General features: G+C 49.4%; 12 protein-coding genes. 11 read left to right on the top strand and 1 reads right to left on the bottom strand.

From position 1 onward, the window contains the following. The first annotated feature begins 35 nt into the window (after window positions 1-35). From rfbC to DFP95_RS17315, 10 genes are all read left to right on the top strand, one after another. Window positions 36-593: a dTDP-4-dehydrorhamnose 3,5-epimerase gene (gene rfbC, locus DFP95_RS17360; RefSeq protein WP_115993917.1), complete on the top strand. Its 558-nt coding sequence runs from the start codon at window positions 36-38 to the stop codon at window positions 591-593. An 8-nt stretch (window positions 594-601) separates the two neighbouring features. Next, window positions 602-1,618: a dTDP-glucose 4,6-dehydratase gene (gene rfbB / locus DFP95_RS17355; RefSeq protein ID WP_115993916.1), complete on the top strand. Its 1,017-nt coding sequence runs from the start codon at window positions 602-604 to the stop codon at window positions 1,616-1,618. A 2-nt stretch (window positions 1,619-1,620) separates the two neighbouring features. Beyond that, a complete protein-coding gene (gene rfbD / locus DFP95_RS17350) occupies window positions 1,621-2,478 on the top strand; it encodes a dTDP-4-dehydrorhamnose reductase (RefSeq protein ID WP_245987708.1) in 858 nt (285 codons plus the stop codon). A gap of 112 nt (window positions 2,479-2,590) precedes the next feature. Beyond that, window positions 2,591-2,857 carry an alpha/beta-type small acid-soluble spore protein gene (locus tag DFP95_RS17345; protein WP_115993915.1) on the top strand — a complete coding sequence of 89 codons (267 nt, stop codon included), beginning with the start codon at window positions 2,591-2,593 and terminating at the stop codon, window positions 2,855-2,857. A 135-nt stretch (window positions 2,858-2,992) separates the two neighbouring features. Further along, the gene (gene metK, locus DFP95_RS17340; RefSeq protein WP_115993914.1) at window positions 2,993-4,195 is read left to right on the top strand and encodes a methionine adenosyltransferase; all 1,203 of its coding nucleotides are present in this window, start codon (window positions 2,993-2,995) and stop codon (window positions 4,193-4,195) included. A 144-nt stretch (window positions 4,196-4,339) separates the two neighbouring features. Then, a complete protein-coding gene (locus tag DFP95_RS17335) occupies window positions 4,340-8,416 on the top strand; it encodes a SwmB domain-containing protein (RefSeq protein ID WP_181907484.1) in 4,077 nt (1,358 codons plus the stop codon). Beyond that, the gene (locus tag DFP95_RS17330) at window positions 8,413-8,766 is read left to right on the top strand and encodes an MmcQ/YjbR family DNA-binding protein (RefSeq protein ID WP_115993912.1); all 354 of its coding nucleotides are present in this window, start codon (window positions 8,413-8,415) and stop codon (window positions 8,764-8,766) included. Before DFP95_RS17335 ends, DFP95_RS17330 begins: the two co-directional genes overlap by 4 nt. Before the next feature lie 161 nt (window positions 8,767-8,927). Then, window positions 8,928-11,633: a phosphodiester glycosidase family protein gene (locus DFP95_RS17325; RefSeq protein ID WP_115993911.1), complete on the top strand. Its 2,706-nt coding sequence runs from the start codon at window positions 8,928-8,930 to the stop codon at window positions 11,631-11,633. A gap of 148 nt (window positions 11,634-11,781) precedes the next feature. Further along, window positions 11,782-12,960, top strand: coding sequence for a sensor histidine kinase (locus DFP95_RS17320; RefSeq protein WP_115993910.1), 1,179 nt, complete (start codon window positions 11,782-11,784; stop codon window positions 12,958-12,960). Continuing rightward, on the top strand, window positions 12,950-13,672 hold the full coding sequence (locus tag DFP95_RS17315) for a response regulator (protein ID WP_115993909.1): 723 nt from the start codon (window positions 12,950-12,952) through the stop codon (window positions 13,670-13,672). Before DFP95_RS17320 ends, DFP95_RS17315 begins: the two co-directional genes overlap by 11 nt. Window positions 13,673-14,137: 465 nt before the next feature. Here DFP95_RS17315 and DFP95_RS17305 read toward each other — a convergent pair whose 3' ends face one another. Then, a complete protein-coding gene (locus DFP95_RS17305) occupies window positions 14,138-14,818 on the bottom strand; it encodes a DNA-binding response regulator (protein WP_115993908.1) in 681 nt (226 codons plus the stop codon). Between the two features lie 318 nt (window positions 14,819-15,136). Here DFP95_RS17305 and DFP95_RS17300 point away from each other — a divergent pair, with 318 nt between their 5' ends. Further along, window positions 15,137-15,577, top strand: coding sequence for a hypothetical protein (locus DFP95_RS17300; protein ID WP_115993907.1), 441 nt, complete (start codon window positions 15,137-15,139; stop codon window positions 15,575-15,577). Window positions 15,578-15,623 lie beyond the last annotated feature (46 nt).

Below are 15,623 nucleotides of genomic sequence, written 5' to 3'. Positions count from 1 at the left end.
CAGAGGCAATAATCTTATGGCGAGGAGCAAATTGAATGAGGGTTGCAGTGACAAAGCTAACTGACGTGAAATTATTAGATCCGAACGTTCAAGAAGATCCCCGGGGATATTTCATGGAATCTTATAGTTTACTTACGTTTAGCGCAGTAGGAATCAAGTGTGTATTCGTTCAAGATAATATTTCATTATCAGAACAAGCGGGAGTACTAAGAGGACTTCATTACCAGTTGAATCCAAAGGCTCAATCAAAGCTTGTACGCGTAACGTCCGGAGCTATTTATGACGTGGTCGTAGACCTCAGACAAGGATCGCCCACTTTCGGGCATTGGGAGGGTTTTATTTTATCATTTTCAAATAAACGTCAATTATTTGTTCCGCAGGGATTCGCCCATGGATTCTGTACTTTGGTGCCGCAAACAGAAGTGACGTATAAAGTAAATGAGTTCTACTCTCCGGAGAACGACAGGGGGATCGCTTGGAACGATCCGGCTCTCGGAATCGATTGGCCGCTCCGTAATCCGATTCTTTCGGCCAAAGATTCTCAACATCCGATTTTGGCCGATGCGGAAATTAATTTCAAATATGAAGGGTGAAATATGCAATGAAGCTACTGGTAACTGGGGGGGCTGGTTTTATTGGCAGCAACTTCGTTCATTACTGTCTCCGGGAGCATCCCCAAGACGAAATAATAAATGTCGACATTCTGACCTATGCAGGGAACCTGGAGAATCTAAGATTGATTGATTCCAATCCGAATTATCGGTTCGTCAAAGCCGACATTACGGATCGGGCAGCTTTGGAGCCATTATTTCAGGCTGGAATTGACGTAGTCGTGAACTTCGCCGCGGAATCTCACGTGGACCGTAGCATCCTTGATCCAAGCATTTTTGTTATGACGAATATCATGGGAACGCAAGTATTACTTGACCTTGCCAAGCTGCATGGCATTGCTAAATTCGTTCAGGTATCTACGGATGAAGTGTATGGGACTTTGGGAGAGACGGGATTGTTTACGGAAGAGACGCCTCTTCAAGCGAATAGTCCTTACTCAGCAAGTAAGGCGGGTGCGGATCTTCTTGTCCGAGCGTATCACGAGACATTCGGTTTGAACGTCAATATTACTCGTTGTTCGAATAACTATGGGCCTTACCAGTTCCCCGAGAAGCTGATCCCTCTTATGATTCAGAATGCTTTAGCTGACAAATCGCTTCCGGTTTACGGAGATGGTTTGAATATTCGCGATTGGTTGTACGTTGAGGATCATTGCAGCGCGATCGACCTTGTCATACGAAAAGGCAGAACCGGCGAAATATATAACATCGGCGGTAATAACGAGCGGAATAATATTCAAGTCGTGAATACGATTCTTCATGAGTTAAATAAACCGGAGTCATTAATCACATACGTTCAGGATCGGCTGGGACATGACCGTCGTTACGCAATCGATGCCACTAAGATTAGCGAACAATTAGGCTGGAAGCCGAAACATAATTACGAATCGGGTATTCTTGAAACGATTCGGTGGTACCTTAGCAATCTTGAATGGATGGAGCAAGTCCGATCCGGCGCCTATCAACAATATTATGAGAAGCAGTACGGTGAACGCTTGGGAGGGTAATGATGGGCGAGTACAAAATTACGATACTGGTTACGGGGGCAAACGGACAACTTGGTCGTGAATTAATCGGATTTTCCGATCAGCGATTCAGGATTATTGGGTTCGGTCGACTAGAACTTGATGTGACCAACTTAGCTCAATGCCGAGCTGTAGTTGCCGAGGTTCATCCGGACGCGATAATCCATGCGGGAGCCTATACTGCCGTTGACAAAGCGGAGACCGACGCTGATGAGGCTTATCGAGTAAATGCCATCGGGACTCGAAACCTGACGATTGCTGCTAACGAGATTGGCGCAAAGCTCTGTTACGTCAGTACGGATTATGTCTTCGATGGAATGGGATCGCTGCCTTACAACGAATACGACAATACGAATCCTCAATCCGTCTACGGAAAGTCCAAACGTGCCGGAGAGGTGCTTCTTCAATCGCTTAGCCAACGTTATTTTATCGTAAGAACGTCTTGGGTATACGGCAAGTATGGCAACAATTTTGTGAAAACGATGCTGAAACTTGCATCCGAAAGAGATTCCTTATCGGTCGTTCATGATCAGGTCGGGTCGCCGACATATACTTACGACTTGGGACGATTTCTTATCGAGTTGGTACAGACTGAAGCTTATGGGATTTATCATGCCTCGAATACGGAAACCTGCACTTGGTATGAGTTCGCGCAGGCTATTTTCGAAGAAAGTGGACTATCTACTAAAGTCGAACCCTGCTCGACCGATCAATTCCCTCGACCGGCGCCTCGACCGGCATATTCCGTTATGGATCATTCGGCTATCCGCCAGAATGGCTTCAGTCAACTGAGACCTTGGCGCGAAGGGTTGAAGGCGTTTTTAATAGATTTGAATTCTTAGGTCCGACTGTTACGCAATCCTAATTTTCCCCCAACCCCCAACATCTAATACGCCTTGAATAGGATGCCCCGGCACATACTATGTCCATCACATTCAAGGAGGTTCTAATCACATGGCGAGAAGCAACAAATTAGTGGTTCCGGAATGCGCGAACGCGCTGAAGCAGATGAAGTATGAGATTGCGGCGGAGCTTGGCGTGCCGATTAGTGGGTTCGGCGGGGGAACCGCGGATACGGAATTCGCGGGGGAACTCGGAGGTATATCCTCGGCGAGCTACGGGAAACAATATTATGGAGATTTGACGTCGCGGGAAGCCGGAGCTTTAGGCGGGGGAATAACCCAAAGGCTGATTAGGCAAGCGCAACAAACAATCGTATAACTTGACAATCTTCAACATAGTCTGATGTACGTTGACACCTCTCGACAATTCCGGTATTATTATTAATCGAAGGTTTCTCTTAACAACCTTTTCCCATTGGAAAAGGTTGATTTTTATATGTGGAGGTTGGAGACTTTGTCGATTAAAGGACGGCATCTCTTCACATCCGAATCGGTCACCGAAGGCCATCCGGATAAAATATGTGATCAAATATCGGACGCGGTACTGGACGCGTTCTTGGAAGCGGACCCTTACGCCCGCGTAGCATGCGAAGTATCCGTTGCAACAGGACTGGTTCTTGTCATTGGCGAAATCAGCAGCAAAGCTGATTATATCGATATTTCCGCAATCGCGCGTCGCACGATTAAAGAAATCGGTTATACTCGCGCCAAATACGGTTTTGATTCCAGCACTTGCGCAGTTTTGACTTCCCTGAACGAACAATCCGCTGATATCGCGCAAGGCGTTAACGCGGCGTTGGAAACTCGCGACGGAAAAGACATTTTGCTCGAAAACGAAGATATCGGCGCTGGAGATCAAGGACTTATGTTCGGTTTTGCGACGAACGAAACTCCTGAACTCATGCCTCTTCCGATTGCATTAGCGCATCGTTTATCCCGTCGTTTATCCGAAGTTCGCAAGAACGGTACGCTGCCTTACTTGCGTCCGGACGGTAAAACGCAAGTTACCGTTCAATACGAAGACGGTAAACCTGTTCGCGTAGATGCGATCGTCGTATCGACGCAGCATTCCGAAGATATGACTTTGGAGCAAATCCAAAGCGATATTCGCGAGCATGTTATCTACCCTGAAGTTCCTTCGGAGTGGTTGGATGCGGACACTAAATTCTTCATCAACCCGACAGGACGTTTCGTCATCGGTGGACCTCAAGGAGATGCCGGATTGACAGGCCGCAAAATTATCGTTGATACTTACGGCGGATACGCCCGTCATGGCGGCGGTGCTTTCTCCGGTAAGGATCCGACTAAGGTTGACCGTTCCGCGGCTTACGCGGCGCGTTACGTAGCGAAGAACATCGTTGCTGCCGGCTTAGCCGACAAATGCGAAATTCAACTCGCTTACGCGATCGGAGTAGCCAAGCCGGTTTCCATCAACGTGGATACTTACGGTACGGGTAAAGTGGAAGAAGAGAAGCTCGTGGAGCTGATCGTCAACAACTTCGACCTTCGTCCGGCTGGCATCATCAAAATGCTGGATCTTCGTCGTCCGATCTATCGTCAAACCGCTGCTTACGGCCACTTCGGCCGCACGGACGTCGATCTTCCTTGGGAGCGTCTAGACCGTGTCGAAGCGTTGAAACAAGGCGCGCAGGCATAATTCACCGGTTATCGAAAGGCTTCCGCGAATGCGGAAGTCTTTTTTCGTGCGAAAAATAGGAAATAAGTCCTTCGTCCCTAATTTTATTGCCGTTCGATGCCGAAATATAGAATACTATGTGTGTTCACCGGGAGGTATTTTCTTTTGCAGCTTAAACGTACTCTTTCACTTGCTTTGATTCTCGCACTTCTTGTCCAATCCCTATTTTCCATGGTTACGTTTGCCGCTCCGAAAGGCAATGAAGTTCATGCCTTGGCGGGACCTAGCGGACCAACGCTAACCAATATGATTCCGAGCAATGGAGCGACATCGGTCGTGACCGACACGGTTTTGAAGCTTTCGTTCGACGAAGAGATTACTCGGGGAACGGGATCGATTGAACTTTATCAAGTCGTTTCTGGAATTCCAACTCTTAAAGCTCAATACGATATCACCAATACGACTTCTCCTGTCGTTCAGTTAGACGATGCGAATAGATCGATTGTGATCAGACCGCAAGCTAGTCTTGATTCAGGCGGTTCTTATTATGTTCTAGTTCCAAACGGAGCTATCTTAAGTTATGCAACGGGTGAGAAATTTACGGGGACGACGAGTACGCAATGGGCATTCACAGCGCAATTACTCGCTCCCAACGCAAACAATTTTAGTCCCCCCAATAATTATTTAGCAGTTGATCCAGCTAATTCAGGCAGTCTTTCTTTCGATTTTACGCGGGAGGTTATTAAGGGAAGCGGTTTTATTCAAGTGAAGCGCGTATCCGATAACGTTACGGTTAAGACAATCGATGTAACTAACGCCGAAGTGGCGGTTACTGCTATTAACGCTAATATATGGAGGGTTAGCGCCCCTTTAACTGGGCTGGATTATAATACTTCCTATTATGTTCTCATTACTCCAGGGGCGATTACCTCAAAGGTTATAAATAATGGTCCTTATGCCGGAATATCGAGTCCTGGAATCTGGGGATTCAAGACTAAGCCGGCATTGGATACGACGAAGCCGAAGGCCATCCTATTTACGCCGGCTAACAATGGAGTACTGGCCAATCTTGCTAGTAATGTATTGTCCTTGAAGTTTGACGAGACCGTGTTCGCGAATTCTAATAAAAGCCTTATCATCCGCAATGGAGCCAATGCGGTCATGTGTACGGTTTCGGCGGCAAATACGGTACCCATCTCCGGGAGCGACACCGCTACGATTAATCTAAGCGGCGCGTCCTGTCCGCAGCTCGTTAATAACACGGATCTGACCGTTGCGATTGATTCTGACATATTCCGCGATGCCAGCGGTAATTATTTCGATGGCGTCTCTTGGAGATTTAAAGTGCTTGCCGATTCGACTGCTCCGGCGATTACCGCTTATTCGCCTGCTGTAGCTTCAACAACGATTAGTGTGTCGACAACGCAATTCATCGTCACTTTTAACGAACCCTTAGTGGCGCTCGCTTCATCTTCCGTAGCTCAAATTCTGCCGCAGAACAGTCCGGCGGCGGCAACTAACCTGCCCATGGTGGTTGATCCCACCAACAATACAAGATTACTTATAAACTTGGGGAACTACAGGCTAAGCCCAACGACGTCTTATTCCGTGCTTATTCCTAACGGTATCGTTAAAGATACGTCAGGTAACACTTTTTCAGGGATTACCACCCCGTATCAATGGACCTTCCAAACGGCAACGAATAGCGTGCCAACAATTAATAACGCTACTATAGATGGGACCGGTATTCTGATTACTTATAGCGAGAATCTGGATTCTACTAAGGTTCCTTACACCAATAACTTTTATGTGACTGTAAACGATGTAGCAAGATTGGTGACAGGCGTAACCATTAATAATAACGAGGTGCGCTTAACGCTTCAGAGCGCTGCTTTAGCTGGGCAGGCCGTAAAGCTGTCTTATTTCCCCGACAGCTACTCCACTGACAGGAGATTGAAGAACGTAGCCGGTAACGAGGCAGCGGCGTTCAGCAATCGGGTTGTCGCTAATTCGACGGATACTGCGATCGTGAAGCCTACAAGTGGAATATTTAATGGTTCCTCGATCATTCTAATATTTAATCGTTCCTTGACAACGCCAGCCAGTACGATCGGTCTTCAGAGTCAATTCGTCGTGAAGCAGGGCGGAGTTCCAGTTAGTATAAGTTCTGTTTCGGTCACGGGAACTTTTGTGACCATGACTTTAAGCTCTGCTTCTACGAGCGCGTTACCGGTATCCGTATCCTATATCCCGGGCACGAATCCGGTTAAGGATCAAAACGGTAGCTTGCTCCTGACGTTTACGGATTATTACATCCGGAATGTTCTCGATACGCTTGCGCCGCAGATGTCGTCGGCCATGTTGACCGGTAACAAGCTGATACTCTCCTACAACGAAGGCTTGAATACGGCCACGGTTCCCGACAAAGCGAGCTTCTCCGTGGTCACTAGCGGAGCTGCGGCTACGATAACCGCAATCACGGTCGTCAATAATACGCTTGAGATGACGTTGTCTCAGAGCGTCAACAGCAACGTGCCCGTGCAGCTCTTCTACTATCCGGGCAGTCCGGCCATTACGGATCTCTCGGGCAACCCTGCTCCGGCGATCGCAGGGTACTCATTTACATCGGGTACGGCGGGCGCTCTTGCACAATTGTCGTCGTCGACCATTTCGAATAGTCAGGTTTCCTTAGTCTACTCTTCGACTTTAAATGCTTATTCGACGCCTAACGCATCGCAATATTCACTTAAATATGATGGAGTTGTCATTCCGGTCAATAGCGTATCCGTCTCCGGCGCGCAAGTCGTACTTACGGTATCGACTGCGGTTAGATCCGGCCAACGAGTTACACTCTCCTATACGAGCAGCATAGGAAATCCGCTTAAGGATTCTTTGAGTCAGCAAGTCGCCTCGTTCAGCGAAATCGCCGTCACCAATCAGGGTGGCGGGGGGAATGTAGGCATAGGCGTTCTACCCGAGTATCTCGAATCGGACGGAGCGGGTGCTCTGAGGTTTATTAACGACAAGGCGGCAACGCCTGTTTCCGCAGCGACATCTTCGGGCAGATCGGCTAATCGGTACATGATTAACGGCGACAAGTTCATCGCTGCTTTCGACGCGTCGAAGTCTACGGCAGGGGTAACCGTACCAATGGTCACGTTTAAGATTCCGACATCCGAAGCCGGCGCTCTGGTCGGAATTCCTCTGAGATCGCTGATGGATGCCGCCTCGAGGTCGACAAACGCATCGTTCCGATTGGATTACGGCGATCTGTTATTCACTCTTCCGCTCAAAGCGATTAATTATAGCGTGCAGCTTCAGAAGAACGGCGGGGATGTGTCGTCCGCCTATCTGTTGCTTAATATCGAGAAAGCGACGAATTCGGCCCTTCTATCGAAGCTGAGCGGTAAAGGCGCGCAAATGCTGACGACGCCGGCCAATTTCTCTGCGGCGATATTGTCGGGCGGCAGGGAGCGGGAAATAGACGCGTATGAAACCTATGTCACCAGAACGTTCGTGCTCCCTTCGACGGGCGGGGCGGCGACGTCCGATATCGCGGTCGTTCGCATGGACAACGATTCGGGAGATGTGTCGTACGTTCCGACGACGGTTGCGACTTCTACTTCGGGAATCAATGTGAATTTCATGAGAAAAGGAAACAGCTCGTACGTGGTTATCCGTAACTCGGTTTCGTTCTCGGACATGAAGAGTCACTGGGCCAATGGAGATGTATCCGAACTCGCAGCGAAGTTCGTCGTTACCGGACCTACAGCAATTACCTTCGCGCCGGGTAAAAATATCACCAGGTCCGAATTTGCCGAATACATCGCGCGAGGATTAGGGTTGAGCGGTGCCAGCGCTTCCGCTGCGAAGTTCAAAGATGTCGGAGCGGGATTCAGAACAGCTTCATACATTGGAGCAGTAAGCGACGCGGGTATTGTGGAGGGCAGCGATGGCAAATTCCGACCGAACTCGCCGATCACGCGCGAAGAAATGGCAACGATCCTCGTGAGAGCGATGAAATATGCCGGGGTAAGCGATACGGCCAGCAGCACGGAGCTTAACGCGTTCAAGGATCGGACGAAAGTAAGCTCATGGGCGAAGGATGGAGTTTCCATCAGCGTTAAAGCGGGTTTCATTAAAGGCTCTACGACGAAAACGATCAACCCGCAAAGCAATGCTACCAGAGCCGAAGCCGCCATTATGATCAAGCGATTCCTTGAGTACGTGGATTTCCTATGAACCATGAACGGCTAATTAAGCATGGATTGCAGTGGTCGGGCACTCAATTGAAATACCCTTTCTATCCCGATCTTCCGGTACTCTTCGTGGGCAGTAAAATGTTCGCGTTGTTCGGTAGGACGGGAGACAGGGAGAGCGTAAATTTAAAGGCGGACCCGGAAGAGTCTTGGTTGCTTAGGCAGCAATACCCGGAAACGGTTCTCCCGGGCTACCACATGAATAAGAGGCATTGGAATACAGTCGTTCTCGACGGCAAGCTGCCTGATGACGAATTGCTTGCGATGCTTAAGCAATCTTACCGACTCTCCTGGAGCAAGTTGACCAAGCGGGAGCGCGAAGCTATAGAGTAAGGAAAGAAGAAGCGGCGCCCGTTGCCGCTTCTTTTCTATTATTTTTTTTCGGAGGACCTATGTCATGTAACTTTTCGGCTATTTAAGAGTCTAATAGAATAGAGAGTTCAGGAGGCTTCGACGCTTTCGCTCAAATTCTAATAGACTTACAGGAGACTTACATGCCACAACTAACCCCACAAGCTCGACATAAGCGTTCGCGCTTTATTTTGCCGTTCCTCGCAGGAGTGCTCGTATTCACAGGACCATTGAACGCTGGATTCCCTCCCGTTGCTCATGCCGCATCCGTTTCCGAGAAGGCGGCGCTCACTTATAAACTAGTCAAGCAATCCGAAACTACAGTTACTTCGGGCGTACGTCAAATCAACTACGCATGGGTACCCTCCGACGCTTCCAAGCCGACCGAAATGCTTTATGTCTTGCAAGTAGACCTTAAGAACCCCTATGTGCAATTAAACGCGATGGGCGGACCTAAAGGTAGCGTAACCGCAAGACAATCCGTCGGTGCAATGGCCACGGAAACCGGAGCCGTCGCCGGAATTAATGGAGACGTGTTCAGGACGAATATCAGCAGCGAGGGCGTTCCGATGGGAGCCCAGATAACTAACGGTCAATTGCTGGTCAGTACGGAAAAACTGAAGGGCATGTATGCGTTCGGCGTTACTAAGGACAAAAAACCGATCATAGACAGCTTTACGTTCTCCGGATCCGTTACGGCTGCCGACGGCGTGACGACTTTCCCTCTGGCGGGATTAAATAAATCGGCTTATCGCACGGAGCCGGACAAGGCCTATAGTCATGTCGATGCTCTGTATATGTATACAAATGCTTGGACGGCACCCGAGAGGCCCACAAACAGTGCCGCTACTCCAACCGAAGCATTGGTCGTTGACGGCATAGTCACGGAAGTTTCCGTCGACAGCCCGATTACGACTCCGATACCGGCTAACGGTTATATTTTGCGGGGGCATGGGAAGAAGACGGCATCTAATTTCATTACCGCGCATCTGGCGGTAGGAGATAGAATTACTTCGCAATACTCTCTTCAAACGGCCGACGGGAAATCCTATAATCAAGAAGATTTTCAGATGATGGTGAGCGGGCACACGTTACTGTTGGACAATGGAGCTGCGGTTCCTTTTACTAGGGACGTCAGCGGAGTCGATGGCGCTTATGCCCGCGGCCGCACGGCAGTCGGTTACTCGCAAGACGGCGGTACCGCTTATCTTCTGACGGTCGAGGAAAACGGCGGGCGCGAAGGCGTTACGCTGAAGGAGCTCCAGCAGATGATGGTCGAGTTGAACGTCTGGAAAGCCGTCAATCTGGATGGCGGAAGCTCGACGACGATGGTGACCAGGCCGCTCGGCGAGTTCCAGACGCAGTTGACTCATCCGACCATCTACGGAACGACCCAACGTCAAGTGACGAACGGAATCGGCGTGTATACGACGGCTCCGCAAGGGAGCTTGGAAGGGATCGCGGCAAGCGGACCGCGTACTTTATTCATCGGGCAAACCGCGACATATTCTCTGAAAGCCTACGACAATTATTTTAACCCGATGGATCCAAACGGACTCCAGCCCACTTGGAACCTGGATAAGCCGCTAGGGACATTCACGGATGGCACGTTACTGGTTGCCCAGCAGGGCACGGCCGAGCTTAGCGTCAATGCGGGAAGCGCAACGGACAAGATTCCTCTGGAAGTCGTCGGGGAGGCGCAGATCGCTAAGTTGACCGTCGAGCCTAATTCGACCGTATTGAAGCCAGGCGCCGTCATCAGCGTCCCGGTAAAAGCGCAATTGACGGATGGCAGACTATTACCTGTTCCTGCCTCTTCGATCGTTTGGGAGTACCGCGGATTCACCGCCACTAACGCCGACGGCAGGATTACCGTGGACAAGGTTCAGAACAATATCCAGACGGGATATGCGATCGCGAGATACGACGGATTCGGTGCGGTAGCGACGCTATCCTCGAGTACGGAGCAATCGCTCGAGAACTTCGAGCAGGTTACCTATAACGTCGGATTCAGCGGAACTCCGGCCGAGACGGTCGGAACGGCTTCGATCGCTACGGGAATTCCGGGTAGAGAGACATCCAAGGTGCTTCTATTGGATTACGATTTCACGATGGCGACCGGCAAGAAGTATGCGAATGCGCTTCTCAATGAAGGCAAGGGCATAGCGATGAACGGATCGCCGAACGCGCTCACCCTCGACGTATGGGGGGACCAAAGCATGAACTGGCTTCGCGCGGAGTTCATAGACGCTAACGGCAAAGCCGCATTCGCGACGATCGCCGATCACGTAAATTGGTCGGGATGGAAGAATATCCGGATCGACTTGACGGCAGCGGGACTTAAGCTTCCAGCCAAGTTGAATAAACTCTACCTTGTCGACGATATAACGGGCCAAGATGAACGCGCGCGCTCGGGAGAATTGGCATTCGACAATCTAGCCTTGCAATATCCATCCGATCTGTCCCAGGTCGCTCATCCGACCGTCGTCATGACCGTCGGGAAAACGGCGGCGACCGTCGACGGAGAGAAAGTTAAGCTCCCTGGAGCACCGTTCGTCCAGAAGGGAACAAGTACCAATTACCTACCGCTCAGATTCGTGGCCGATTCGCTTGGGGCTCAGGTCGTATGGAACAATAAGGAGAAAAGAGTTACAGTACTACGAGGAGACAGAATGCTGGAATTATGGGTCGGAAACGAGAATATGACGGTTAATGGCGTTCGCCAGCCCGTGACCGTCCCTCCGGTCGTCATAAAAGGCAGTGTCTACGTCCCGGTTCGCGTCATATCTGAGCAATTAGGGCAGAAAGTAGACTGGGTCAGCAAGACAAAAACGATTACAATTCACTAATTTTGAATCAAAAGGCCTATTCCCCTCTCAACCGCTCTTATTAATATGGTATGATGTAGGCATTGCTAGCAAACGCTGTGCGGCCTTTGGTTAAGGGAAAGTACATCGACGCAAATCGGCTGTCAATGAATATAGGGGAGTCGTAAACATGGATTATCATGTGGACCAAATAGATCGTGTAATCCAGAACGCCATCTCCGTTATGGAAGATAGCAAAGTCCAAGTGTTCGAAATTTGCGAAGTTGCAAGGCGCGAGCTGCACTCCCTGACGCAGGAGCTTGAGAAGGTGCTGCGGGACACATCGGAAACCATCGACAAAGTAGATCGGTTGGAGCGGGATTATCGGCTCGCGAGAATTCGACTGACGGAGGTCAGTCGGGATTTCGTCCGGTATACCGAGAAAGATATTAAGTCGGCCTATGAGAAAGCAACCCAGTTTCAGTTGGATCTCATGGTCTATCGGGAGAAAGAAAACTATTTGAAAGCTCGCCGGGACGAGTTGCAAATCCGGGTCAAGAACGTAGAGCTTTCAATAGAGCGTGCCGATACGATCAACCTGCAGATGAGCGTTGTTCTGGATTATCTATCCGGTGATCTCAACCAAGTGACGCGGATTCTGGAATCGGCGAAAAACCGGCAAATGATCGGATTGAAGATTATTCTGGCTCAGGAAGACGAGCGTAAACGGATCGCGCGTGAAATTCACGACGGACCGGCTCAATCCTTAGCCAACCTGGTTTTGAGGACGGAGATCGCGGAGAGGCTGCTCGATACGAAGGACCTGGTAGTCGTCCGCAACGAGCTAATCGATCTGAAATCGCAAATCCGCATAGGACTGGAAGAAATCCGTAAAATTATTTTCAACCTTCGCCCTATGGCATTGGATGATCTGGGGTTAGTGCCGACTCTTCGCAAATTCGTGCAGGATTTCGAGGAAAAGACGAGGATCAGGGCCGTTTTTGAGACGTCCGGCAAGGACAAACGCTTGCCTAGCGCGATGGAGGCGGCAATGTTCAGACTCGTTCAAGAGGCTTTCAATAATGCTTTGAAGCATGCTCAACCCACTTTCGTATCTCTCGAAATTACTTATCAGGATGATATCGTTCAGATGCTTATCGAGGATAACGGAGTCGGTTTTCATACGGATGTCGTCGAGTCGCGGGCGAGATCCCACTCCCATTTCGGATTGATCGGAATGAAGGAACGAGTAGATTTGCTACAAGGAAAGATAGATATAGAATCCACGGTTGGGCAAGGCACTCAGATCAAGATCAATGTCCCCATAAAAGCGGAACCGGGAAAGGAGTTAATGGCACATGGAGAATAAAGCATTAGCTCGTAAGATTAAAGTACTTCTTGCCGACGATCATCAACTCTTCCGTGAAGGATTGAAGAGAATTCTAAACATGGAGAGCGATTTAGAAGTCATCGGCGAGTGCGGTGACGGCATTCAGGTGCTCGAGTTCTGCAATCACTCGAAACCGGACGTCGTGCTGCTCGATATTAACATGCCGACGGAGAACGGCGTTATCGCGACCGAGCGTCTTCGCGACATTTTCCCCGAAATCAAAGTAATCATCCTCTCGATACACGATGATGAGAGCTACGTATTCGAAACCCTTCGCAAGGGCGCGACGGGTTATCTGTTGAAAGACATGGAAGCGGAATCTCTTATTAACGCCATAAGGACTGTGGCGGAAGGACACGCATACATACATCCCAAGGTTACGGGTAAGCTGATTAACCAACTCAGGCGCATGACCTATCTCGATGAGATCGGAGCGACTTCGGGGGCGGCGGCCAGCCGCGAGACCGTAACTAAGTTCATTCCTCGCGGAAACAATCCGTTAACCCGTCGCGAAGCAGAAGTGCTTCGTCTGATGGCCGAAGGAAAGAGCAACAAGACGATCGGCGAGAACCTGTTTATCAGCGAGAAAACGGTCAAAAACCACGTCAGCAGCATTCTGCAGAAGATGGAAGTGGACGATCGCACGCAAGCGGTTATCAACTCGATCAAATACGGCTGGGTAACGCTTTAAGAGGAATAAAGCCTCAACAGGAATAAACCTCTTAATAGCAACAAACTACATAATCGCAGCTTACATCGTTCGCGGCTTCCCTGGTCTCTCACCGACCAGGGCGGCCGCGAATTTTTGTTGCGACGGAACCAGAAACAGTAAGTCTCCGCATTCCGCAAACCCCGCAAACCCAGCAAACCCGGCAAACCCGGCAAACCCGGCAAACCCGGCAAACCCGGCAAACCCAGCAAACCCAGCAAACCCAGCAAACCCAGCAAACCACTACCTATTCGGCCTAAAGTACGATGATATATATCGTTGTTTCCCGAAATTAGTGAAAACGAACCTAGATAGCAATGTGATACATCGTACTTTGATCGCCATGAGGTGTTAGTTCCGAGAATTTGCGGAAAGTAGAATGTTCTGCATCTTTATCTACTACAAAACTATTGAATGGCGCCGAATAATGATGAATGTAATCGTTATTTACAGTCCAAGATCATCAGCGGTCACGAAATCAGCCAACTTATAGCTGAAAATACGAGCGCTACCCGTACCATGCGGGATCAATAAATTCTTATTACACAGATTGCGTAGAAGCTTGCGAGCCTTCTGGCTCTCTACGACTAATAACTGACAGACATCCTTAGGGCGTATAATTCTCCTGCGTCTTAACGCCATGCGCAGGATATCGCGTTCCTCGGCTTTCAGAGTAGATAGGAGATTGAACCGTCTACCATCTGTCCACCTGCCCATGAATTGTTGTAGGATTTGTTGACACATGCGCGGACGTTCAACTATGTCGTCATACGAAAAACGAAGGATTCTCCATCCATCAAGAATGAGGTGATTTTGTCTCATGAGGTTGTCTGAGAATTTGTTGCGATCAATATCTTTCGCATGGGATTTGTAACCGTCAATTTCAACGTTCAGCAGCATGTAATCTAACAAGAAAGCATAGTCCAGAAACCTCGCTCCATCCTTAAAGTCGCTAACCTCGTACTCCGGATGCAAGTTCTCGAAACTACGGAATGCGGGCCACCATACATTTTCAAGTAACATTTTCTCCGCGTGGCCGTGTCCTTCCGTTAACCTCCGAAATCTCTCTCCTCGCCTTGCTTTCTTGTGGTCCTCCATAAACTGCGCATAAGCCGTTTCGAATTCCATTATTCATTCCTCCCGAAAAAATAAAATAGCCGCTCCTCGTTCAGCTAGAGCTGACGAGAAAGCGGCGTGTGCTTCACGACCGTATACGATATTAACGATGAAAATTAAGCTTATTGTAAAATGAATGCAATAAAATTGTCAATATATAGATAAAATTCTTCTTTGAGGGAATCTGATAGCGTTACAAACTGGAGTTCGGAACTCCATTCTCTCAGGCGGCATATATTGTTGAACGAGTAGACGATCCACTGAGGCTAAGGGGAATTTTGGCGCTTAGGCGGACGTGTACTTACCTTCACGACAAAGGAGGTGGCCGTATTGATTCCGGATTTATTATGGATTCTCGCGTTCTACGCGGTTGCCGCGGTATTTGCGCACTGGATCATCCGGCGCCGTTCAAAAGAGGATCACCACCATTACGTGCTAGTCGCTGGTAACCACCAAATGCAGATCGAAGGGTATATTAGAGCGCTTCAGCAATTTTCGAGACGGACCGGTACGGAAATTGGAATAACGGTCGTGCTTGACCAGTCTACGGACGATACGGGAAAAATCATGGAGCGCTTTGCACGGACGGATACGGGAATCGAATGGGTAAGAAGGACAGGCGCGACGGAAGCTCCGACGGAATCGGATGCAGCCGAAGGTTTGGAGGTCGGGAACTCTGCTCCGAGATCGGAAAGCGTTCGCAATGGAAACGGGAAGGTCGTCTGGGTAGAATTGAACCGGATGGACGACGTCATGCGATTGCCGCTGTAAAAGATCTGCCGTATTGAGAGGAAGGAATAATCATTGCCGGCGTTCA

Origin of the sequence: Cohnella lupini (assembly GCF_003386205.1) — a bacterium.
In the GTDB taxonomy this organism is placed as follows: domain Bacteria; phylum Bacillota; class Bacilli; order Paenibacillales; family Paenibacillaceae; genus Cohnella; species Cohnella lupini.
Note: the sequence above shows the minus strand (reverse complement) of the source record. Positions and strands in the feature narration are given on the sequence as shown.